This is a genomic window from Arthrobacter sp. 05T45 (assembly GCF_056395875.1).
Genome location: NZ_JBFTKI010000003.1, coordinates 53,278 through 74,494, shown reverse-complemented (window position 1 = coordinate 74,494; position 21,217 = coordinate 53,278). Strand labels below are relative to the sequence as shown.

The window sequence follows — 21,217 nt, the reverse complement described above, 5'->3', positions numbered from 1 at the left end:
CGTGCGAACCTGCGTGAACGTATGCAACCTGCCGCCTTGCCGCGCGTTTTCGCACGGCCCTAGATTGGCAGCCAACTACCCCCACAGCAACTGGAAGAAGCGAGGTGGCGCATGAGTTCAACAGCAACCCCGGTGGCACAGTCCGCCCCGGAGCCGGCGTCCGCCGGCATCGAATCCGCACCCGAGACCGCGGAGGTCCGGCCCGCAGGACCCGTACCCGCCGGCGAGCGCGCACCGGCCGGAACTGTCGGCTCCGGTTCGGTGGGCCGCAAGGCCGCAACCGACTACGCCGACTACCGGCTGGTCCCGGCCCGCCATCCGTGGCGCTGGGTGGGCACCGCCGTCGTCGCCGTGGGCGTGGCCGGCATTGCCTGGTCGCTGGCCACCAACCCGCGCTGGGAGTGGGGCGTGGTGGCGCAGTGGTTCACCGCGCAGTCGATCGTGAACGGCCTGCTGGAGACCCTGAAACTGACGGCGATCTCCGGGGCGCTCGGCTTCATCCTGGGGTTCATCCTGGCGCTGATGCGGCTGTCCGCGTCGCCCCTGCTGGTCTCCGTCTCCTGGACGTTCTCCTGGATTTTCCGGTCTACGCCGCTGCTGGTGCAGATGCTGCTCTGGTACAACCTGGGCTACCTCTACGAGAAAATCAGCCTGGGGCTCCCCTTCACGGACGTGCGCTTCTTTGAGGCGCAGACCACCACCCTGATCAGCCAGTTCGCCGCGGCAGTCCTCGGCCTGACCCTGAACCAGGCCGCCTACTCCGCCGAGATCATCCGCGGCGGCATCCTGTCCGTGGACCAGGGCCAGCTCGAGGCCGCAACCGCCCTGGGCATCCCGGCCTGGCGGCGTTCCACCAGGATCGTCCTGCCCCAGGCCATGCGGGCCATCCTGCCCACCGCCTTCAACGAGGTGATCGGCCTCGTCAAGGGCACCTCGATCGTCTACGTCCTGGCCTATTCCGAGCTGTTCTACACCGTCCAGGTCATTTACAACCGCACCCAGCAGGTCCTGCCGCTGCTGCTCGTGGCCACGCTCTGGTACATCGTCATCACCTCGGTCCTGAGCGTCTTCCAGTACTACATCGAGCGGCACTACTCCAAGGGCGCGGTCCGCACGCTGCCCCTGACCCCGCTGCAGAAGGCCCGCAGATTCCTCGCCATCCATACGCCCGCCGCCCGGGAATCGAACCAGGAAAGTGGCACCCGATGAGCACCGCACTCCGTACGACCACCCAGACCCCGTCCGCGGCCGCTGCCACGGACGCCGTAACCACCCGCGGCCTCGTCGAGATCACGAAGGTCCGCAAGTCCTTCGGCGCCGCGGAAGTCCTCAAGGGCATCACGCTGACGGTCGAGCCCGGGGGTGTCGCCGTGATCGTCGGACCGTCCGGATCCGGCAAATCCACCCTCCTGCGCACCATCAACCACCTCGAAAAGGTCGACGCCGGGTTCATCGCGATCGACGGCACGCTGGTGGGCTACGAGGTCCGCGGGCGCCGGCTCCACGAGTTGCGCGAAAAGGACATCCTGAAGCAGCGCACCGAGATCGGCATGGTGTTCCAGAACTTCAACCTCTTCCCGCACCTGACCGCGCTGGAAAACGTCACCGAGGCACCGATCGTCGCGCCGCGGGCCGGAAAACCCCGGCTCTCCAAGGCCGAGGCCCGCGACCGCGGGCTGGAACTGCTGGACCGCGTGGGCCTGAAGGACCGTGCCGGCGCCTACCCGCGCCAGCTGTCCGGCGGCCAGCAGCAGCGCGTCGCGATCGCCCGGGCGCTTGCCCTGGACCCGAAGATCCTGCTCTTCGACGAGCCCACGTCGGCCCTGGACCCGGAACTGGTCAACGAGGTCCTGGACGTCATCCGCGGGCTGGCCAAGTCCGGCACCACGCTGATCATCGTCACGCATGAGATGGGCTTCGCCCGCGACGTCGCCGACACGGTGGTGTTCATGGACCAGGGCCAGATCGTGGAGCAAGGCACACCCCAGGAAATTTTCACCAACCCGCGCGAAGTTCGCACCCGGAGTTTCTTCTCCAAAGTCATCGAACCCGCTTTCAACATCTAAGGAACCCCATGGCAATCAGCTCCGCCCTCCGCACCGCCCGCCCCCGTACTGGTCCCCGGCGGACGCGTGCGGCGCTTCCCGCCGTCGTCCTCATCGGCACCCTGTCCGGCACCGTGGCCCTGAGTGGCTGCGCGGATCCCGGCGCGTCTGCCGCGTCCGGCGGGCAGCCGGCGACGACGGCGGCGCGCAACGGCGTCGTCTACAACACCTCGCCGGACCAGCAGCGGATCCGGGCCGAGAGGGACGCATCCCTGGCCGCGAAGGTCCCCGCGCTGATCGGCAAGGACGGCAAGCTGACCGTCGCGACGACGGCGGGCGCGATTCCGCTGTCCTTCCACGCCACGGACGACAAGACCCCGATCGGCGTGGAGGTGGACCTGGCCCAGCTGGTCGCGGACAAGCTGGGCCTGGACCTGGACGTCCAGGTGACCTCCTGGGAGAACTGGCCGTTGAAGACCCAGTCCGGCGACTTCGAGGCCGTGTTCTCCAATGTGGGCATCAACGCCGCCCGCGTGAAGCTCTTCGACTTCTCCAGCTACCGCGCCGCGTACATGGGCTTCGAGGCGAAGAAGAGCTCCGGTTACAACATCAAGGGCTCCGATGACATCTCCGGGCTGAAGATCTCGGTGGGCTCGGGCACCAACCAGGAGAAGATCCTGATCGCCTGGAACAAAGAGCTCGAGGCCAAGGGCAAGGCGCCCGCGGTGCTGCAGTACTACTCCTCCGACGCCGACACCATCCTGGCGCTGTCCTCCGGCCGCACCGACCTGAACCTCGCGCCCTACCCGTCCGTCACGTACCGGGAAAACACCCGCGACGACCTCAAGGTGGTGGGCAAGGTCAACGCCGGCTGGCCGTCCGAGACCCTGGTCGCGGCCACCACGCTCAAGGGCAACGGCCTGGCCCCGGCCATCACGGACGCCCTGAACTCCGCCATCAAGGACGGCTCCTACGCCAAGGTCCTGGACCGCTGGGGACTCTCCGAGGAAGCCCTTCCCGAGTCCACGACCGTCACTGAGGGCAACTTCGGCGCCGGCCCTGCAGGGAAAACCCAGACAGGGAAAACACAGTGAGGTTCCAGGTCCTCGACATCATCCCGCACCTGAAGAACCCGGTCACCGGCGAGATCGTCTCCACCGCGGACCGGCTCAACCAGGTGGTGGAGACCGCGCGCCGGGCGGAGGGCCTCGGCTACGACAGCTTCTCCGTCGGGGAACGCCACGCGGGTGAGTTCATCTCCTCCTCCCCCACCACCGTGCTCGCCGCCATCGCCGCCGTCACCACCAGGATCCGGCTGCAAAGCGGCGTGACGGTGCTGTCCGTGCTGGACCCGGTGCGGGTCGCCGAGGACTACGCCACGATCGACCAGCTCAGCCGCGGCCGGCTGGAACTGGTGATCGGCAAGGGCAATGAGGTGCTGCAGTACCCGCTGTTCGGCCTGGACCTGGCGGACCAGTGGGAGCTCCTCGCGGAGAAATATGCCCTGCTCCGCCGGCTGTGGACCGAGGAAAACGTCACGTGGTCCGGGAGGTTCCGCGCCGCACTGACGGAGCCCACCACCACGACGCCGCGGCCCTTCGCCGGGGCGCCGCGGGTCTGGCACGGCTCCGCCACCAGCCTGGCCTCGGCGGCGCTGGCGGCGCAGTGGGGCGATCCGCTGTTCACTGCCAACGCGATCCAGCCGCGGGAAAACTACAAGGTGCTCATTGACCACTACCGCGAGGAATACGCACGCCACGGCCACGATCCACGGCACCAGTACCTGGGCTCCGGATCGGGCGCGGGCGGGGTGTTCATCGCGGACACCACGCAGGAGGCCAAGCGGCAGTTCGGCCCGGTCTACGAGGCCTTCACGACCGGCCGGAACGTTCCCGGCAACAACTCCCCCTACCGGGACATGGACCACGCCGTCGCCGACGGTCCGGCCCTGGTGGGCAGCCCGGAGCAGGTGATCGACAAGATCCTCAGCTACCACGCGCTCTACGGCCACGACCTGCAGTCCATCTCGCTGCCCACCACACTGCCCTTCGCCCGGCAGCTGGAAATCCTCGAGCGCTTCGCCCTGGAAATCATTCCGGCCGTCCGCGCCGCAGCGCCCACCACGCTCTGGGCCGACGGCGACCCGTACGCCGGCCGGCCTGCATCCGCCGGCACTACTGAGACCGACGCCGCCGCCCGCGACACGGCCGACCACACCCACCACAGGAGCTCCCATGTCCACGCCCACTGACACCGACGGCCGTCCTGACATTCGTCCCGACCGCCGTCCCGACAATGAATTCCAAGCCGCCTGGGCGGACTGGCATGCCGCGCACGAACGCCACCGCGCCAGCCTCCACGGCTTCCTCGCCGTCACCCACCTGCACTGGCTCGAGTCCTCACCCGCCCGGCTGGACGGCGCCCCGGGCACGTGGAGCGTCGAGGACGGCGCAGTCCGCCTGGCTTTGGGGGCAGGCGAACGCGTCCTTCGCGACGGGCAGGAACTGAACGCGGACGGGACCGGAGCTACCGTGTTCCTCGGCCCGATTCCCGAGCGCGACGGCCTGAACCTGCGGGTGGAGGATGCCGGCGCCGGCCATACCGTGATCGAGCTCGCCAAGCGCGGCGGCCGCTATGTCGTGCGGCCGCGGCATCCCCTGAACCCCCTGCTCACCGGCTACCGCGGGACGCCCGCCTACGCCCCCACCCCTGAATATGCCATTTCAGGAATATTCGTCCCGTTCGCCGAACCGCGGCCCACCACCGTGGGCGCGGCGGTCGAAGGAATCCACCACGTCTACGAGGCCCCGGGGGAAATCCACTTCCGGCTCCGCGGCAAGGACCTGAGCCTCACCGCATTCAACGGCCACACGCCGGGCACGCTGTCTGTCCTCTTCACTGACGCGACCTCGGGCAAGAGCACCTACGCGGCCAACCGCTCGCTCACCGTGGCGGCTCCGGGCGCCCACGGCACGGTCTGGCTCGACTTCAACCGGGCGGTGAACCTGCCGTGCGCCTACACAGACCTCGCCACGTGCCCGCTGCCGCCGGCCGAGAACCGCCTGCCGGTGGCCATCGAGGCCGGCGAACAGATCCCCTACGAACGACAGGACGCATCATGAGCACCCATCCCGCCAAGAACGGGCCCCGCGAACTCGGCCTGCTCCTGCTGGAGCTCGACGGCGCCGGCAGCCACCCGGCCGCGTGGCGGGTTTCCCGCACAGCACCCGCGTCCGTGCTGGGCCCGGAACACCTCCGCGGCGCCGTGCTCGCCGCCGAGTCCGCCGGATTCCACGCGGCGACGTTTTCCGACCCCGGCCTGCCGGCCCCCGGGCACCCGGACGCCGCGGCCCGGCTCAACGCCCTGCAGCGCGCCGCGTTCGCCGGCCCCGTGACCCGCTCCCTCGCACTGATTCCGGAAGTGGACACCGCCTACACCGAGCCGTTCCACATCTCCACCCAGCTCGCCAGCCTCGACTACGTCTCCGGCGGACGGGCCGGCTGGCTGGTATCCGCTTCATCAAGCGCGGCCGATGCCGCCGCCGTCGGACGCGACACCCTGCGCGGGGACCGGCTCTCCCGCGAGGCCGCCGATGCGATCGAGGTCGGCCGCAGGCTCTGGGACTCCTGGGAGGACAACGCCGTGATCCGCGACGTCCCCACCGGGCGCTACCTCGACGTCGACAAGCTGCACTACATCGACGTCGAGAACGGCAGCTATTCCGTCAAGGGTCCGTCGATCATTCCGCGGCCGCCGCAGGGCCAGCTGCCCGTACTGGCCCCGGCCGGGCTCCTCACCGCGGAGGCCGTCGCGGCCGGGGCAGCCGACGCGCTCCTGGTCTCGGCCCCGACGCCCGGGCTCCTGGCCGCCGAGCTCGCGGCGACGCGTGCAGGCCTCGCCGCCGGCGGCAACGGTCCTGCGCTGATCGCCGAGCTCGACGTCGTGCTGGACTCCCGCGGCCAGGCCGCCGCCCAGCGGCTGGCCGGGCTGAACGGCCACACCCCGTGGCAGAGCCCGCGCGCACAGTTCATCGGCTCGGCGGCCGGGCTTGCCGATCTGCTCACCGAGGTGCTGGCCTGGGCCGAAGGGGTCCGCCTGCACCCCGCCGTGCTGGACACGGATCTTGAGGAACTGACGCGGCTGGTGCTGCCCGAACTGCGCCGGCGCGGGGTCCTCGCCCCCACCAGCCCGGACGCCACATTCCGCGATCAGCTGGGGCTGGCACGGCCAGCCAGCCGCTACGCCGCTGCATGCAGCGCCCCCGGCGCGGAAAACTAAGGAGCCCACCATGAGCCACAGCACCCACCCCGCCGCTGAATTCACCGCGTCCGGGTTCATCCCCTCTGGTCAGCTCCAGCTGGGCGTGTTCTTCCAGGGCGTCAACTCCGGAACCGTCTGGAAGGCGGCCGAGTCCGGCTCCCAGACCGACTTCGAATCATTCCGGCGCATCGCCCAAACCGCCGAGCGCGGCCTGTTCGCGGCGTTCTTCCTCGGCGAAGGCCTGCGGCTGCGCGAGCATCTTGGCCGCCCGCACGCGCTCGACGTCGCCGGCCGTCCCGACGCGCAGACCGCCCTCGCCGCCTTGGCCGCGGTGACCACCAACATCGGGCTGGTCGCAACCCAGAACACCACGTACAACGACCCCGCAGACCTGGCGCACCGGCTCTCCACGCTGGATCTGCTGTCCGGTGGCCGCGCCGCCTGGAACATCGTCACCACGGACAACGCCTGGACCGGCGCCAACTTCCGGCGCGGCGGTTACCTGGACCACGCCGACCGGTACACCCACGCCGAGGCCTTCGTGGAAACCGCCAAGCGGATCTGGGACGCGTGGGACGACGGCGCCGTCGCGGGCTCAGCCTCCGCCGAGCGGTGGTCGGCGGAGGGCGCGGTCCGGCGGGTGCGCCACACCGGCCGGCACTACACCGTCGACGTCACCCCGCGGTTGCCGCGCAGCGCCCAGTACCGGCCGGTGCTGTTCCAGGCCGGGGATTCGCCCGAGGGCAGGGACTTCGCCGCCCGGCAGGCGGACGTCATCTTTTCCGCGCACCCGCAGCTCGATGACGCCCTGGAGTTCCGCCGCGACATCGTGGAGCGCACCCTCCGGGCCGGCCGCGGCGCCCAGGACGTGAAGATCATGCCAGCCAGCGAGTTCATCCTCGCCGCCACGCCGCGGGAGGCCCTCGAAAAGAAGGCCTGGGTCCGCAGTCTGCAGATCGGCCCGCAGCAGGCCATCGCGTACGTCGAACAGTTCTGGGGCCGGGAACTGCAGGGCTACGACCCCGACGGCCCGCTGCCGGACATCGACCCCGTGGTGGAGGAAACCTCCGAAACGCGAGGCAGCGGCTTCCACGGCGCCAAGGCACGCCAGCTGGCCGACCAGTGGCGGGCCGAGGCCACGGAGAAGGGCCTGTCCATCCGCCAATTCGTCTCGGCCAAGACCAGCCGGGGCGACTCCACCTTCACCGGCTCGTACACCGAGGTCGCGGACCGGCTCAGCGAGTATGCCCGGACCGGTGCCGTCGACGGCTTCAACATCTCGCCGTGGCTCATCCCGTCCGGCCTCGACGACATCGTCAACCACCTCGTGCCGGAACTGCAGGAGCGCGGCGTGTACCCCACCGAGTACGCGGGCAGCACGCTGCGGGAGAACCTCGGCCTGGCCACCCCGGTGCGCACAGGTGCCAGCGTCGAGGCCGGCATCGATTCAGGTTCGGTCACGGCACAGGCCTAGACGATCTCCGCTGGGTCACCACGCAGGCACAACGAATCCCCGCCGGAGACGTTCCCGGCGGGGATTCGTTGGCTTTCGGCACCGTTCAGACAACCAACGCGGGGTCACATCGCGCCCATAATCCTCTCCGGGATGGGCGCGATGTGACCCCGCGTTGGATTTAGGGCGGGCTACTTCTTCGGCAGGCCCGCCGGGTTCAGCTCCGACTTCGCGACGGCTTCCGCGGACAACCCCCAGCGGTCCAGGATCTTGGCGTAGCTTCCGTCCTGGATCAGATGGTTCAGTCCGGCCTGGGCCGCTGCGGCAAACCCGTTGTCCTTCTTGGTGGTGACGGCGATGCTGGCCTTCAGCGGCCAGCCGCCGTCGACCAGGCCCACGAGCTTTGTCTTGGCGTCGGATGCCGCCTTGTAGGCCGCCGTGGCGTTGGGGCCGAACGTGAGGTCCGCCCGTCCGGACTGGATGGCGAGCTGGGAGGCGGAGTCGTCGTCGTAATACTGGAACTCCACGGGCTTGAGGCCGTTTTTCTTGTTCTCCTCATCCCAGCGCAGCAGGATTGCCTCCTGGTTGGTGCCGGAACCGACGATCACGCGCTTGCCGGCGACGTCCGGGGCCGATTCGACCTTGGTAACGCTGCTGTCCGCCTTGGCGTAGAAGCCGAGCTTGTCCTCACGGTAGCTGGCGAAGTCGAACTTGAGCTTGCGCTCCTCCGTGACGGTGACATTGGAGAGCACAGCCTCGTACTTGCCGGAATCGACGCCGAGCGGCCAGTCGGCCCAGGCCGTCGGGACAATGTCTGCCTCCAGGCCCAGGGACTCGGCCAGAGCGACGGCGATATCCACCTCGTTGCCCACCGGGGTCTTGTTGTCGGTGGCGTAAACGGCCAGCGGCGCAGCAAACGGGCTCACCGCCACGGTCAGCTTCCCGTCCTTCTTAATGGCTTCCGGGACGAGTGCGGCGGCCGCGGCATCCACCGTGGCCTTGACGCGGTCCTGCTGCGGCGAGAGGTTGAACTGCTTCACCCCGGTGGACGACGACGCCGCTGCCGACGGGCCGCCGGCAGCGGCGGCGCCGGGATCGGAGCAGGCCGCCAGACCCAGGACAGTGGTGGCCGCCAACGCGACCGCGGCGCCTGATTTAAACGAAAGACTGGACATGTTCTCCCCTTGAGAGTGGACTGAAATGGTGCTGGTGCCAGCAACTATCCGGGGCCCGGGAGAGCCGGTCAAAGCGCCGTGAAACCGGGTGAAACCAAGGGATACAGGCGGTAATACCCGTTCATCCGGCGTCCGCGGACGCTGCCTGCGGACGCCCTGTGTTACCGAAGATTGCCCTGCGTGACGCGACGGGACGGAATTGTTCACGGCAGGCCGCAACTGGCCTAGCCTGCATAGAAGACCTGCAAGGTGACAGCACGACACAGGAGGGGTGAACTTGTCAGTGAGCACGCACCAGCAAACGCACCGGACCACGCACCGGCTCGGCATCAACGCCCCGGCGGACCTTGTCTTCAGCATGCTGCGCGACGCCTCACACTGGCCCTACCTCGAGGGCCTGACGGTGTACTCCGAGCGCGTCAGCGGCGACGACGCCGGCCACGAGCTGCGCACGTCCGTGGTGTCCAACGGCTCACTCAGTTCAAGCCACTGCTGGCGCGTCTTTGACACCGCCAGCCACCGCGCCCAGTTCCACCAGCTGGACCTCGAGCCCCCGTTCCGGGAGCTCGGCGGCGACTGGGCGATCCTGCCGGCGGACGGGCTCTCCGTGGTCACGCTGAACCATGAGTTCGAGGTCGACGACGAGCACCTCACCGAGCGGATCCGTGCGATCATCGAGGACTACAGCCGGCGTGAACTGGACGCGTTGCGGATCAGCTGCGAACGGTTGTCCGTCCTCCTGCAGCACCACGCCCCGCAGACGCACCCCACCCCACATCTCACGGCGCAGTCCACCCCGCACCCCACCCCACATCTCACGGCGCAGTCCACCCCGCACCCCACAGCACAGGAGGCCTAAATGTCAGAGGCCAGGTTCACGACGGAACGGGACAGCTTCGGCCGGCTTCTCGCGGACCGCGAAGTCTGGCGGCAGGCCTCCACGATCCCGGCGGCCGGCGAACTGACCGCCCGTTGGCTGGACGGCAACAGCCAATACCAGCCGGGAGTCTTCGCGCCCGGGTTCGACGAGGAGACCGCGGCCATCGCCGGAGAGCTCGCCCGGCTAAACCGCAACGGGCTCTTCACCAAGGAATCGCAGCCGGGCGTTCAGGCCGGGGGCCTCGCGCAGCGCGCCTACGTGACGGCCTTCTGCGGCCCGGAGGCGGCGACGGCACTCCTGGCCCTGTCCGCACGGACCGGCCTGGTGACGGTCGTCCACGACCCCGGCGAGGCGAGCAGCGTCTCCATCCCGGTGACCGTACAGGACGACGACGTCGCGACCTTGCTCGGCAGCAGCGAGGGGCCCGTTGGGGAGGGCCAGCTCAGGGACTGGGCAGCCGAGACCAACGAGACCTTGGCCCTGGTCCTGGCGGATGCCTGGTACGTGGAAATCTTCGACCCCGTCTGGGGCCGGAACGATGTCCTGTTGGCCGCCGTATTCGAGGCGCTGCAGGCCGCTTAGCCGGCGGGAACGCGCGCCGCGCTGCCGGCGGCGACCCGGTTCCCGGTAAATTCACATATCGGTCGCATCCCACCCGATGCTCGCGGCCTCGTCCAGGGTGCGCGCCTCGAAATGCTCCAGCATGTCCTTCATTGCCTCGAGGCCCTGCTTGAACAGGGCAGAATCCCGCCACTGTTCAATCTGTTCCAGGGACTCCCACGGGCCGGTGCTGATGAATCTGTTCTTGACGTCGCGATCGTGCATCAGCACGGCTTTGGCGTTGGGAAAGTCTTCCTTCGTCTTCCTGGCCAGATCCCGCCAGGCCTGCACAAAATCGTTCTCGCGGCCGGGATGCACCAGCCAGATTCCGAGCGTATAAACAGACACGTCGATCGCCTCCATTGTCCGTACGGGTTGATACGCCGATTATGTTCCTGTCCTCCGGCCGGCGGTAGTGCCGGACCGCCCGGAGCCCGGTTGTGGCCGCAAATGAACCGTTGTAAGGGTGAAGTGGAAGGCCTAGCATGTGGGCAGACCCCCACTCTGGGGCCAGCCTCGGACCTTCCATCGTTGGGAGCGGGCACACGTTCGGATGCCGATGTCCCGGGCGAACACAGGATAGGAAAAACGATGAGCAAATATCTGTTCGAAGCGAACTACGTCGGCGACGGAATCAAGGGACTCATGCGTGAGGGCGGCACCAAACGGCGTGATGCCGTTGTCGAAGCCCTCAAATCGGTGGACGGCTCGCTGGAAAGCTTCTACTACGCTTTCGGGGAGACCGACGTCGTCGGAGTCTTCGATATCCCCGACCAGGCCGACGCCGTCGCCCTGTCACTGATGATCAATTCCACCGGCGCCGTGAACCTGCACATGAAACCGCTCATGTCAGCAGAGGATCTCGACGCGGCAGCCAAGAAGACGCCGTCGTACCGGGCCCCCGGGCAATAGCCCACACGGTGCCCGGCGTGCCGGTGCGGGGCCAGTCCCCCGGGCTGGCCCCGCACCGGCAGCGCCGGATGTTTTAGCGCAGCCGCGCTAACTGCCTGGCGGTCGTGCTACTTGGCACCGTTGTATTCCTCGTCGGTCACGAGGTCACCCCACTCGGACTCCGCGCCCTCTGCTGGCGCTTCCCACATCGCGAGGTGGGTCATGAAATGGTCCGGCGCGGCCCCGTGCCAGTGCCATTCGCCCGGCGGCGTGTAGATCGTGTCGCCGGGGCGGATTTCGGTCACTTCGCCGCCGCGGGCCTGGACCAGGCCGACACCTTCGGTGACGTGCAGGGTCTGTCCGACGGCGTGCGAGTGCCAGGCCGTGCGGGCGCACGGGGCAAAGTGCACCGCGTTGACGCGCATGCGGGACGGTTCGGGCTGCGGGGCCGCGACGACGTCAAACCAGACGTCGCCGGTGAACATCTGCGCCGGTCCCTTGACGCTTGGCTTCCTGGCTTGGATTTCCACTGTCATTTCCTCACAGGGTGTTTTTGTCGGGTGGCGGGCGCGACCGGAGGCCGCGTCCGCCCACTCCCGGGGTTCTTCGTGCGCTGCTGCGTCCTAGTTCAGGGTCGCGGTGTCGATCACGAAGCGGTAGCGGACGTCGGAGGCCAGGACGCGCTCGTAGGCGTCGTTGATCTTCGCGGCCGGGATGACCTCGATTTCGGCGCCCAGGCCGTGCTCGGCGCAGAAGTTGAGCATTTCCTGGGTTTCCCGGATGCCGCCGATCATCGAGCCGGCGAAGGAACGGCGGCCCATGATCAGGGCGAACGCGTTCACCGGGAGCGGTTCCGCGGGGGCGCCGACGTTGACCAGTGCGCCGTCGAGGGTCAGCAGCTGCAGGTAGGAGCTGATGTCGATCGCGGCACTGACCGTGTTGATGATCAGGTCAAAAGTGCCGGCAAGGTCCGTGAAAGTGTTCTCGTCGCTCGTGGCGTAGTAATGGTCCGCGCCCAGCTTCAGCCCGTCTTCCTGCTTCTTCAGCGACTGCGACAGGACCGTGACCTCGGCGCCCATGGCGTGGGCGATCTTGACCGCCATGTGGCCGAGTCCGCCGAGTCCGACGATCGCGACCTTCTTGCCGGGACCCGCGCCCCAGTGGTTCAGCGGCGAGTAGGTGGTGATGCCGGCGCACAGCAGCGGCGCGGCGACGTCGAGCTCGATGCCCTCGGGAATGGTGACCACGAAATCTTCGGTCACAACGACGTGGGTGGAGTAGCCGCCCTGGGTGATGGTGCCGTCACGGTCGACGGCGCCATAGGTGCCGGTGTTCCCGGCGAGGCAGTATTGCTCCTCGCCGGCCTGGCAGTTGACGCACTCGCCGCAGGAGTTGACCATGCAGCCGACGCCGACCCGGTCACCGACGGCGTGCTTGGTCACGGCCGTGCCCACCTCGGTGACAATGCCGGCAATTTCATGGCCGGGAACCAGCGGATAGGTCTGCGGGCCCCAGTCGCCGCGGACAGTGTGGATATCGGAATGGCAGATCCCGGCGTACTTGATCTCGATCAGGACATCGTGCGGTCCAACGTCGCGGCGCTCGATGGTGGTGAGGGCGAGCGGCTCGGTCGCGGACGGTGATGCGTAAGCGTTGACGGTAGGCAATGAATCTCCTGCTTGTTGATCGTTGGGGGTTGTTCAACGGAACACCATCCATCAAACCCGGTAACGCAGCCGTGAGGGAGTCCCTGCTGATAGGGGTACTGGCAGGGCCTCCCTCAGAGAGCCCAAAGGCCTAACGTTGATGGCATGGATAATCGAGAGGCGACCCGCGAGTTCCTTGCCTCGCGCCGGGCCAAGATCACCCCCGAAGAGTCGGGATTGCCGATCTACGGCGCGAAACGCCGGGTCCCCGGACTCCGCCGCGGGGAAGTCGCCATGCTGGCCGGCGTCAGCGTCGAGTACTACACGAGGCTGGAGCGGGGAAACCTGTCCGGCGTTTCGGAGGGGGTGCTGGACGCTGTGGCCAGGGCCCTGCAACTCGACGACGCCGAACGGGCCCACCTCTTCGATCTGGCCCGGGCAGCGGCCCCGGGCAGCCGGACCCGCCGTCGTCCCCGTCCCGCGGAGTCCGTCCGGCGCAGCGTTCAGCTGACGCTGAACGCCATCGCCAACGCGCCCGCCTTTGTGCGGAACGGACGCATGGACATCCTTGCGGCCAACCCGCTGGGCCATGCCCTGTATTCGGACATGTACGCGGGTCCGGCCCGCCCGGCCAACCATGCCCGGTTCATCTTCCTGGACGCACGATCGCGCAGCTTCTACCCGGACTGGGGCCGTGCGGCGAGCGACACCGTCGCGATCCTGCGCACCGAGGCCGGCCGGGACCCCTACGACCGCGGGCTGACCGACCTGGTCGGGGAACTATCGACGCGGAGCGAGGAATTCCGCACCTTGTGGGCGGCGCATAACGTGCGCCAGCACTACACCGGGCTCAAGCACTTGCACCACCCGGTGGTCGGGGATCTCCACCTGATGTACGAGGCAATGGACGTCTCCGCCGACGCCGGGCTGTCCCTGCTGGTCTACAACGCCGAGCCCGGCTCCGCGTCGGAAGATGCGCTGCGGCTGCTGGCCAGCTGGGCCGCGACCAACCAGCAAGTCAAGGAGGCCGGGGCGGCTTTTACGGTGGACAAGGCCTAACCGGGGCAGGCCGGCACTGTCACGCCAGGGCGGATATGCCGTCCGTGTATCCACCGGACTGGCCGCTGGAGGTGAAGTTGTTCAGCCAGGCCATGGCCTCGTCCCGGGACGTGAAGAATTCGTGGGGGTAGCGGGTGTGCCGGCTCATGGCCGCCGCGATCACACGATCCACTGTGCTCGATCCAAGCACGGCAATCGCCAGAACCCCTGTTGTCTGCGCGAACTCGTACCTGGCGGCCGCGCTGATCTCCACGTCCGTCATTTCGGAGAGCATCGGCATCGGTATTCCGCCGCTGATCTGCGCTACGGCCAGCATCGCGTCCCTGGCATCGTCGACATCAACAAACGTGCCCGGCTGCCAGACGGATGTGATGATGCCCGCACTGATGCTCAGCACGTTCTTTCCGTCAGCAGCTGCTATATGTCCTGGCATCATCGAGACCATTGTAGGGCCGGTCCTGACAAGCCACGGGTTTGGGGCCCGGTGCGCGTGGCGGACCGCAAACCATGGCTGCACTCCGCGTCGCTGACCGGCAAGGCGTACCCCGGGTGCCACGTGGCCCGCAGCCCGTGCCGGTATTCAGCAAAGGCATTGCCTTCGCCATGCCCCGCAGGCATACTCGTGCCTGCGGGAGGACGTCCCCGCGTCCCCCACCGACGACCCGCGATGCACACGCGAACGGATGAGCGCCATGGCTGATATGACGAACCTCGAGCAACAGCAGGTGGACCGGGCGAACGCTTCCGGCCTCAAACCCGTCGTCTTCGTCCACGGACTGTGGCTCCTGTCCAGCAGTTGGGACCGGTGGCGGGCCCTGTATGAGGAGAACGGCTACACCACGCTCGCCCCCACGTGGCCCGATGATCCCGAAAGCGTCGATGAGGCCAGACGCGACCCGGAGGTCTTTGCCAAGAAGATGGTCAGGCAAGTCACGGACCACTACCTCGACGCCATTGGCCAGCTCACCATCAAGCCCGCTGTCGTGGGGCATTCCTTCGGCGGACTCATCGCCCAGAGGATCGCCGGAACCGGAGCCGCCGCAGTCACGGTGGCGATCGATCCCGCACCGTTCCGGGGAGTCCTGCCGCTGCCGGCCTCCGCCTTAAAGTCAGCAGCGCCTGTGATCGCGAATCCCGCCAACGCAAAGCGTGCAGTGTCTTTGACTTTTGACGAATTCCGTTTCGGCTGGGCCAATGCCCTGGACGAGGACGAAGCCCGTCAATTGTTTGACACCTTTCATGTCGCGGCCTCTGGCGTGCCTCTGTTCCAGGCTGCAACCGCAAACCTCAACCCGTTCACCGAGGCCAAGGTCGACACGAAGAATCCGGATCGGGGGCCGTTGCTGATCATCTCCGGGGAGAAAGACCACACCGTGCCGTGGGCCATCGCCAATGCGTCCTACAAGCGTCAAAAAAGAAATTCGGCGCACACGGCAATCAAGGAGCTGCCGGACCGCGGCCACTCTCTCACGATCGATCACGGCTGGCCTGAGGTCGCCCAAACCGCCCTGGACTTCATCAAAGAGTTCGGCTGAGTACTGCCGGCCAGAGTCAACGTGTCCGGCCGAGGGCATGCCCCCTGCCGGCGCTCAGCAGTGGACATGTCCCTCTCTCAGGAATGGACTTGTCCCCCGGCGCGGCCCAGGGATGGACATAGTGGGCATATGTCCATCCCTGGGCGCCCGAGGAGGGCATGTCCCGCGGAGGGGTGCCGGAACCGGCCCGGCCGTCACAGCATCCGGCGGTCAGGACTCCAGGACCAGCAGCTGGGCCTTGTCCGCGTCCCAGCCCACCCACAGCTCCTCATCCGGCCGGATCCGGGCGACACTGTCGGAGCTCAGCTCACGGAGCTGGAGGTCGTGGCCGCCGGCAGTGAGGCGGTGGCGGACCGTGGCGCCAAGATTCGTGGAGGACAGCAGGGTCGCGGCGCATCCGTTGCCCGCCGCGGCCCGTGTCCTGAATTTGAGGTGCTCCGGGCGGATGGAGACGGCGTAGTTCTCACCGCTTGCCCCGCGGTCCCGGACCTTTGCCATACCCAGTCCGCCGAGGTCCACCACGGCTTCCTCGCCGTTGCGCTCCACGATGGTGCACGGGATGAGGTTGGTGTCGCCCAGGAAGCTGGCCACCCAGTCGGTCATGGGGTGGTTGTACACCTCCTCCGGCGGGCCGGACTGCACGATCTGCCCGTCCCGCATCACCACGATCCGGTCCGACATGGCCATGGCCTCGTCCTGGTCGTGTGTCACGAACAGCACGGAGATGCCCAGGCCCTTCTGCAGGGTCTTGATCTCCTCCTGCATCTGCTCGCGAAGGCGCTTGTCCAGGGCTGCCATCGGCTCATCCAGCAGCAGGGCCGCCGGGTTGAAGACCAGTGCCCGGGCCAGCGCCACCCGCTGCTGCTGTCCGCCCGAGAGCTGGCGCGGCTTGCGCCCGCCCATCTTGCCCAGTCCCACACGGTCGAGAGCTTCCTCGGCGCGCTGGCGGCGTTCCGCGCGCGGCACCTTCCTCATGCGCAGCGCAAACTCCACGTTTTCCAGCGCGCTCATGTGCGGGAACAGGGCGTAGTTCTGAAACACGACACCGAGATTGCGGTCCCGGGGCGGCAGCATGTCCACGGGTTTGCCGTCAATGAGGATGGCTCCGGCGGTGTGTTCTTCAAACCCCGCCACCATCATCATGGTGGTCGTCTTGCCGGAGCCGCTGGGGCCCAGGAGGGTCACGAACTCCCCCGGCTGGACCGTCAGGTCCAGTTCGTCCACGGCAACGACGTCGCCGTAGTGCTTGCTGACCTGGCGGAGCTCAATGGCGCCCTGGGCGGCCCTGCCCGTGCCGGGAATGGGCCCCGCGGAAATCACTGATGCGGTCATCGACTTTCCTTACGTTTGTGCGGACACGGCCAGCGGCAGCATCCGGGTTGAAGAGCGGCGCTTGAGGACAAACAAGACCTGGAGCAGCAGCCCGATGGTGGCGACGCTGACCAGCAGGGCGGAGGACACCGCGATCTTCGGGGTCAGGTTGAACTGGATATCCGTGAACATCTTCACCGGCAACGTGGTGGCCCCCGGGGACTGCATGAACAGGGACATCACCGTCTCATCGATGGAGACCGAGAACGCGAAGAGCGCCCCGGAGATCAGGCCGGGCAGGATGATGGGCAGATACACGTGCCGCAGGACGGAGAGCGGTCCGGCCCCGAGGCTCTGCGCCGACCGGACCAGGGCCGGGTTGAGCCCGGCGAGGCTGGCGCGGGTGGTCAGGTACACATAGGGGGTCGCGATCACGGCGTGCGCAAGGCCGATGGGGACGATGCTGCCCACCATGCCGATCGAGATGAAGAACTGGTAGAACGCCAGCGCCAGCACCACGGTCGGCACGATCATCGGCGCGAGGATCAGACCCACCACGGCGGGCTGGCCGGGAAACTTGCGCCCGTGCAGGCCGATCGCCGCGGTGGCGCCCAGCAGCACGCCGATCACGACGGCGATCGCCGCCGACTGCAGGCTGGCCGTCAGGGCGGAGGTCCAGGCCCGGTCGGCGAAGAATCCGGCCACGGCGGCGAAGGAGATTCCCTCCGGCGGGAAGGTGATGTAGCGGCTGTCGTTCAGCGCGACCGGCACCACAATCGCCGTCGGAATGACGAGGAACAGGAAGGCCGGGATGGAAAGAAGCGCCAGCAGCCGGTGCTGTGGATTAGTTGTCTTCATGTTGGCCTCCTGCCTTGAGGACGCGCTGGTAGACGGCCACGAGGATGCTGACCATGACCGTCAGGATGACGGCCAGCGCAGCGGCCCCGGAGAAGTCCGTGAGCTGTCGGGCGTAGTAGTCGATCTGGTTGGCGATCATCATGTCGCCGGGCCCGCCCATCACCACCGGGGTGATGAAGAAGCCTGTGCTGATGATGAAGACCAGCAGCCCGGCCGCGGAAATGCCGGGCATGCTCAGCGGCAGCGTGATCCTGCGGAAGACGGATCCTTCCCGCGCGCCAAGGGAGCGGGCCGCGAGCCCCAGCCGGTCATCGATCGATGTCAGCGAGGAGAAGATCGGGAACACCGCGTACGGCAGGAGACAGTGCACCATGCCGACGATCACGGCGAACCGGTTGTGCAGCAACGGGATCGGCGCACCGGTCAGCCCGATTCCCTGCAGGAATGCGTTCACAATGCCGTTGTCCTGGAGCAGGACCGCCCAGGCGAAGTTCTTCACCAGGATGCCGGTCCAGAACGGCAGGAGTACGACGGCGAACAGGATCACCCGGGTGACGTTGCCGGCCCGCCACAGGACCATGGCGATGATGTAGCCCAGCACCACGGTGACAATGGTGCTGGCCAGGCTGATGGTCAGGGTGTTGACCAGGGCGCGCATCACCAGCGGGTCCTCGAGGACCCGCTGGTAGGCGTTGTCGGCGAAGCTTGCGCCGACCAGTTTGCCCAGCGGCGTCAGGAACAGCACGACGTCGAAGGCAAGGATCGGAGCCAGCAGCAGCCACCAGCCGCTGCGCCGCCGTCGGGGTGCTGCCTCGGCGGAGGCAGGCGCGCCGCGGCCCCGCGGCCGGGGCCGTTCGAGGGTTGCGTTGCTCATGTCAGCTGGCCTGCCAGAGCTTGAACTGCTGCTCGGTCTTCTTCAGGTTCTGCGACCACCACTTGTCGTCGCGGACCAGGATCTTGTCCGCGAGCCGGGGGCTGGTGGGAAGCGTGTCGGCGATTTCCTTCGGCAGCTTGGACAGCGCCGGGGTGTTGGCCAGGGTCAGGTTGGTGACCTTGTCGAACGCCGCGCCGGCCTCGGCGTCGTTGGACATGAAGTTCATCAGTTTGAAGGCCGCTTCCTTGTTCTTGGCGCCCTTCGGAACCACGAAGTAGTCGCCGGCGAGGACGGCGTTTTCGGCGGAGAAGTTCAGTTTCGCGCCGTCGTTGCGGGCTGCGTTAATGCGGTTGTTGAAGCTGGTGGAGAGCGAGACCTCGCCGGAGGTGAGCTGCTGGATGGGCTCCTGGTTGGCGGCGTGGTACAGAAGCCGGTCCTTGCCCGGGTGCTGGCCCAGGACCCTAAGGGCCCGGTCGACGTCGAGCGGGTAGATCTTGTCGAAGGGGACACCGTCGGCCAGCAGCGCGGCTTCCAGGACGGAGCTGTCGGAGAGCTGGTTGTACACCGAGCGCTTGGTGTTGTACTTGCCCTGGTCGAAGAATTGGGCCCAGTCTTTCGGGGCCTGCGCGTCGGAAATGACCTTCTGGTCCCAGGCCATGACAAACAGGAAGCTCAGGTACTTGATGCCGTATTCAGCCTTCGCGTATCCGGGCAGGCCCTTGTCGCTGATGATGTCGTAGTCGAACTTCTCCAGCAGGCCCTCGGCCACGGCCACCTCATACTCCGGCGCCGTGATTTCCACGAGGTCCCACTGCACGTCGCCGGACTGGACCTGGGCCTTGAGCGCGGCCAGGGAGGTGTTGGCCAGCAGCGTCGTCTGGATCCCCGACTGCTTGGAGAACGGGTCCAGGATTGTCTGGGTCAGCTGGTCGTTGTACGAGCCACCATAGGACGTGACGGTCACCGTCTTGTTGGCAGCGGCGCTTTCGGCGGGCTTCGCCGCGCAGCCGGAGAGCGCCAGACCCGCAAATGGCGTCAGCGCTGCCGCCTTGAGGAGCTGCCTGCGGTCAAAGGGAGTGGAACGGAATGCTGTCATGGGGGAAGTGCCTCTCATAGACGCGGGCACGCCAAAAGAGGGCGTGCAGGATTGCGGGCGTGGCGGGGTGCGTGTGACGCAGTGAAGCGAGAAGAAGTGAAGAGAGAAGGAGAAGTGACAGCTGCGGTTCGCGCGCGCCATCCATTCCAGCTGGAGATCTCGAGTCCGCCTTCCGGCGGCTTTTCGGTTTCGCAACTGTAACTGTGAAGTTGCTCACTAGTCAACAGTTGTATTGCTTTAAGAAACAACGAGATTTCTGCCCCGCGAGCTCCCCTAACGCCGGCCATCCTGAGCCCGCCCGGGCATCTCCAGGGTCACCGAATGATGCGCCCGTCGTGGATAACAGTCCTCGACCTGTTGTGGTCCCAGAGAACTGCCGGGTCCATAAAGGGGTCGCCGTCCAGAATCACGGCATCGCCCGCCATTCCAGCGCCGATGCTCCCGATGCCTGGGTCCTGAAGGAGCTCTGCGTTTACTGAGGTAAGGGATCTCAGCGTCTCCAAGACGCCTGCCGCCTCGATCTGCAGCCGAATGCCGACAAGCTGATCATCCTCAAGGTCCCCCATCAGGTCGGATCCGAAGCCCACCTTGACTCCGGCCTGCAGGGCCAGTTCCACAGCAATTTTGCCGGCCTCAAGCACCTCGGCGTTCTTGGCCTGGGAAACGGGGTTCAGGCCCATTGCAGCTCCCCTTCGGCTCATGGCGTCGTAGGCGGCAAGCGTCGGCACGAGGAAGCTCCCGTGCTCGGCCATCATCTGCGCCGTGTCCCGGTCCAAGAGGTTCCCGTGTTCTATGGAACGTACCCCGTTTTCCACGGAATGCCTGATTGCCTCGGGTGAATACGCATGGGCCGCCACGTAACTCTTGCGCCGGGTGGCCTCGTCCACCACCGCCCGGACTTCTTCCGCTGAATACTGCGGCAGCCGGATGGGATCAGTCAGGGAGACCACGCCTCCGGAAGTCATGATCTTGATGGCGTGGCTTCCCGTGCGGAACCGATCACGAACTGCCCGGCGCAGGTTGTCCACCCCGTCCACCACGGCGCACATGTGACCGTGATCGAAGCAGACATCCAGATCCGCGGACCGGGGATCGCCATGGCCACCGGTTTGGCTGAGGGCCGGACCCGTGTAGTAGTATCTCGGAGCCGTGACCAGGCCGCTGCGGATGGCGCGGGCCAGCCCGCTGTCCCCGCCGGCCACATCGCGGACGGTCGTGAATCCCCGCCGCACGGCGGCGCCCAAGCGGCGCGCCCCCACCAGTGCGGTGTAGCTCAGGAGCGAGCGCTCAACCTCAAGGCCGCCCAAGCCCACGGCGTACGCGTGAAAGTGGGCATCGATGAGCCCTGGCACCACGACGCGGCCGCCGGCGTCGATCACCTCACCTTCGGGGATGACGTCGCCGGTCTCCTGGATGATCCCGTCCCGGAACAGGATGGATCCGCTCGCCAGCTCGGGCGAATGTCCGTCAAAGATCCGGGCATTGTGGATGGTCAGGGCGTCTGCGTTGGTCATGCTGACAACTCCTCGGGTG

22 protein-coding genes are annotated in these 21,217 nt (G+C 67.3%); 12 read left to right on the top strand and 10 right to left on the bottom strand.

Going from position 1 to position 21,217, the window contains the following annotated elements:
* The first annotated feature begins 111 nt into the window (after positions 1-111).
* Genes AC1DGD_RS04890 through AC1DGD_RS04860 form a run of 7 tightly spaced genes read left to right on the top strand, consistent with a single transcriptional unit; the run spans position 112 to position 7,780 of the window.
* Complete coding sequence (locus AC1DGD_RS04890; protein ID WP_476856087.1) at positions 112-1,209, top strand: amino acid ABC transporter permease; 1,098 nt, start codon at positions 112-114, stop codon at positions 1,207-1,209.
* A complete protein-coding gene (locus AC1DGD_RS04885; RefSeq protein ID WP_476849947.1) occupies positions 1,206-2,066 on the top strand; it encodes an amino acid ABC transporter ATP-binding protein in 861 nt (286 codons plus the stop codon). The genes AC1DGD_RS04890 and AC1DGD_RS04885 overlap by 4 nt, the downstream gene beginning before the upstream one ends.
* Before the next feature lie 8 nt (positions 2,067-2,074).
* Positions 2,075-3,139 (top strand): ABC transporter substrate-binding protein, encoded by a 1,065-nt coding sequence (locus AC1DGD_RS04880; RefSeq protein WP_476856086.1) that lies wholly within the window; start codon positions 2,075-2,077, stop codon positions 3,137-3,139.
* Positions 3,136-4,296, top strand: a complete 1,161-nt coding sequence (locus AC1DGD_RS04875) for an LLM class flavin-dependent oxidoreductase (protein WP_476856085.1) — start codon at positions 3,136-3,138, stop codon at positions 4,294-4,296. The genes AC1DGD_RS04880 and AC1DGD_RS04875 overlap by 4 nt, the downstream gene beginning before the upstream one ends.
* On the top strand, positions 4,280-5,167 hold the full coding sequence (locus AC1DGD_RS04870; RefSeq protein WP_476856084.1) for a DUF1684 domain-containing protein: 888 nt from the start codon (positions 4,280-4,282) through the stop codon (positions 5,165-5,167). The genes AC1DGD_RS04875 and AC1DGD_RS04870 overlap by 17 nt, the downstream gene beginning before the upstream one ends.
* Positions 5,164-6,324 carry an LLM class flavin-dependent oxidoreductase gene (locus AC1DGD_RS04865; protein WP_476856083.1) on the top strand — a complete coding sequence of 387 codons (1,161 nt, stop codon included), beginning with the start codon at positions 5,164-5,166 and terminating at the stop codon, positions 6,322-6,324. The genes AC1DGD_RS04870 and AC1DGD_RS04865 overlap by 4 nt, the downstream gene beginning before the upstream one ends.
* A gap of 10 nt (positions 6,325-6,334) precedes the next feature.
* Complete coding sequence (locus AC1DGD_RS04860; protein WP_476856082.1) at positions 6,335-7,780, top strand: NtaA/DmoA family FMN-dependent monooxygenase; 1,446 nt, start codon at positions 6,335-6,337, stop codon at positions 7,778-7,780.
* A 170-nt stretch (positions 7,781-7,950) separates the two neighbouring features.
* Here AC1DGD_RS04860 and AC1DGD_RS04855 read toward each other — a convergent pair whose 3' ends face one another.
* Positions 7,951-8,934 carry an ABC transporter substrate-binding protein gene (locus tag AC1DGD_RS04855; protein WP_476856081.1) on the bottom strand — a complete coding sequence of 328 codons (984 nt, stop codon included), beginning with the start codon at positions 8,932-8,934 and terminating at the stop codon, positions 7,951-7,953.
* A gap of 283 nt (positions 8,935-9,217) precedes the next feature.
* Here AC1DGD_RS04855 and AC1DGD_RS04850 point away from each other — a divergent pair, with 283 nt between their 5' ends.
* Entirely contained in the window at positions 9,218-9,793 is a 576-nt protein-coding gene (locus AC1DGD_RS04850) for an SRPBCC family protein (protein ID WP_476856080.1), read from the top strand.
* Positions 9,794-10,396, top strand: a complete 603-nt coding sequence (locus tag AC1DGD_RS04845; protein ID WP_476856079.1) for a DUF6919 domain-containing protein — start codon at positions 9,794-9,796, stop codon at positions 10,394-10,396.
* A gap of 51 nt (positions 10,397-10,447) precedes the next feature.
* On the opposite strand, the gene AC1DGD_RS04840 is transcribed toward AC1DGD_RS04845, so the two are convergent.
* Positions 10,448-10,777, bottom strand: a complete 330-nt coding sequence (locus AC1DGD_RS04840; protein WP_028275943.1) for an antibiotic biosynthesis monooxygenase family protein — start codon at positions 10,775-10,777, stop codon at positions 10,448-10,450.
* 228 nt (positions 10,778-11,005) lie between these two features.
* Between AC1DGD_RS04840 and AC1DGD_RS04835 the strand changes: the two genes are divergently transcribed.
* Positions 11,006-11,326 (top strand): GYD domain-containing protein, encoded by a 321-nt coding sequence (locus tag AC1DGD_RS04835; RefSeq protein WP_028275942.1) that lies wholly within the window; start codon positions 11,006-11,008, stop codon positions 11,324-11,326.
* 107 nt (positions 11,327-11,433) lie between these two features.
* Here AC1DGD_RS04835 and AC1DGD_RS04830 read toward each other — a convergent pair whose 3' ends face one another.
* Together AC1DGD_RS04830 and AC1DGD_RS04825 are read right to left on the bottom strand one after the other, a co-directional pair.
* A complete protein-coding gene (locus AC1DGD_RS04830; protein ID WP_476856078.1) occupies positions 11,434-11,841 on the bottom strand; it encodes a (R)-mandelonitrile lyase in 408 nt (135 codons plus the stop codon).
* Positions 11,842-11,928: 87 nt separating this feature from the next.
* Positions 11,929-12,972, bottom strand: a complete 1,044-nt coding sequence (locus AC1DGD_RS04825; protein ID WP_476849958.1) for an NAD(P)-dependent alcohol dehydrogenase — start codon at positions 12,970-12,972, stop codon at positions 11,929-11,931.
* 144 nt (positions 12,973-13,116) lie between these two features.
* Here AC1DGD_RS04825 and AC1DGD_RS04820 point away from each other — a divergent pair, with 144 nt between their 5' ends.
* Positions 13,117-14,010 (top strand): helix-turn-helix transcriptional regulator, encoded by an 894-nt coding sequence (locus AC1DGD_RS04820; RefSeq protein WP_476849959.1) that lies wholly within the window; start codon positions 13,117-13,119, stop codon positions 14,008-14,010.
* Between the two features lie 19 nt (positions 14,011-14,029).
* On the opposite strand, the gene AC1DGD_RS04815 is transcribed toward AC1DGD_RS04820, so the two are convergent.
* Positions 14,030-14,446, bottom strand: coding sequence for a DUF7793 family protein (locus tag AC1DGD_RS04815; protein ID WP_476849960.1), 417 nt, complete (start codon positions 14,444-14,446; stop codon positions 14,030-14,032).
* Between the two features lie 256 nt (positions 14,447-14,702).
* Here AC1DGD_RS04815 and AC1DGD_RS04810 point away from each other — a divergent pair, with 256 nt between their 5' ends.
* On the top strand, positions 14,703-15,545 hold the full coding sequence (locus AC1DGD_RS04810) for an alpha/beta hydrolase (protein WP_476849961.1): 843 nt from the start codon (positions 14,703-14,705) through the stop codon (positions 15,543-15,545).
* 210 nt (positions 15,546-15,755) lie between these two features.
* Here AC1DGD_RS04810 and AC1DGD_RS04805 read toward each other — a convergent pair whose 3' ends face one another.
* The 5 genes from AC1DGD_RS04805 to AC1DGD_RS04785 all read right to left on the bottom strand — a co-directional run bounded on the left by AC1DGD_RS04805 (position 15,756) and on the right by AC1DGD_RS04785 (position 21,198).
* A complete protein-coding gene (locus AC1DGD_RS04805) occupies positions 15,756-16,877 on the bottom strand; it encodes an ABC transporter ATP-binding protein (protein WP_476849962.1) in 1,122 nt (373 codons plus the stop codon).
* 9 nt (positions 16,878-16,886) lie between these two features.
* A complete protein-coding gene (locus AC1DGD_RS04800) occupies positions 16,887-17,714 on the bottom strand; it encodes an ABC transporter permease (protein WP_026539571.1) in 828 nt (275 codons plus the stop codon).
* Complete coding sequence (locus AC1DGD_RS04795) at positions 17,701-18,588, bottom strand: ABC transporter permease (protein ID WP_476856077.1); 888 nt, start codon at positions 18,586-18,588, stop codon at positions 17,701-17,703. The genes AC1DGD_RS04800 and AC1DGD_RS04795 overlap by 14 nt, the downstream gene beginning before the upstream one ends.
* Before the next feature lies 1 nt (position 18,589).
* A complete protein-coding gene (locus AC1DGD_RS04790) occupies positions 18,590-19,684 on the bottom strand; it encodes an extracellular solute-binding protein (RefSeq protein WP_018775012.1) in 1,095 nt (364 codons plus the stop codon).
* Positions 19,685-19,998: 314 nt separating this feature from the next.
* Positions 19,999-21,198, bottom strand: coding sequence for a metal-dependent hydrolase family protein (locus AC1DGD_RS04785; RefSeq protein WP_476856076.1), 1,200 nt, complete (start codon positions 21,196-21,198; stop codon positions 19,999-20,001).
* Between the last annotated feature and the right edge of the window lie 19 nt (positions 21,199-21,217).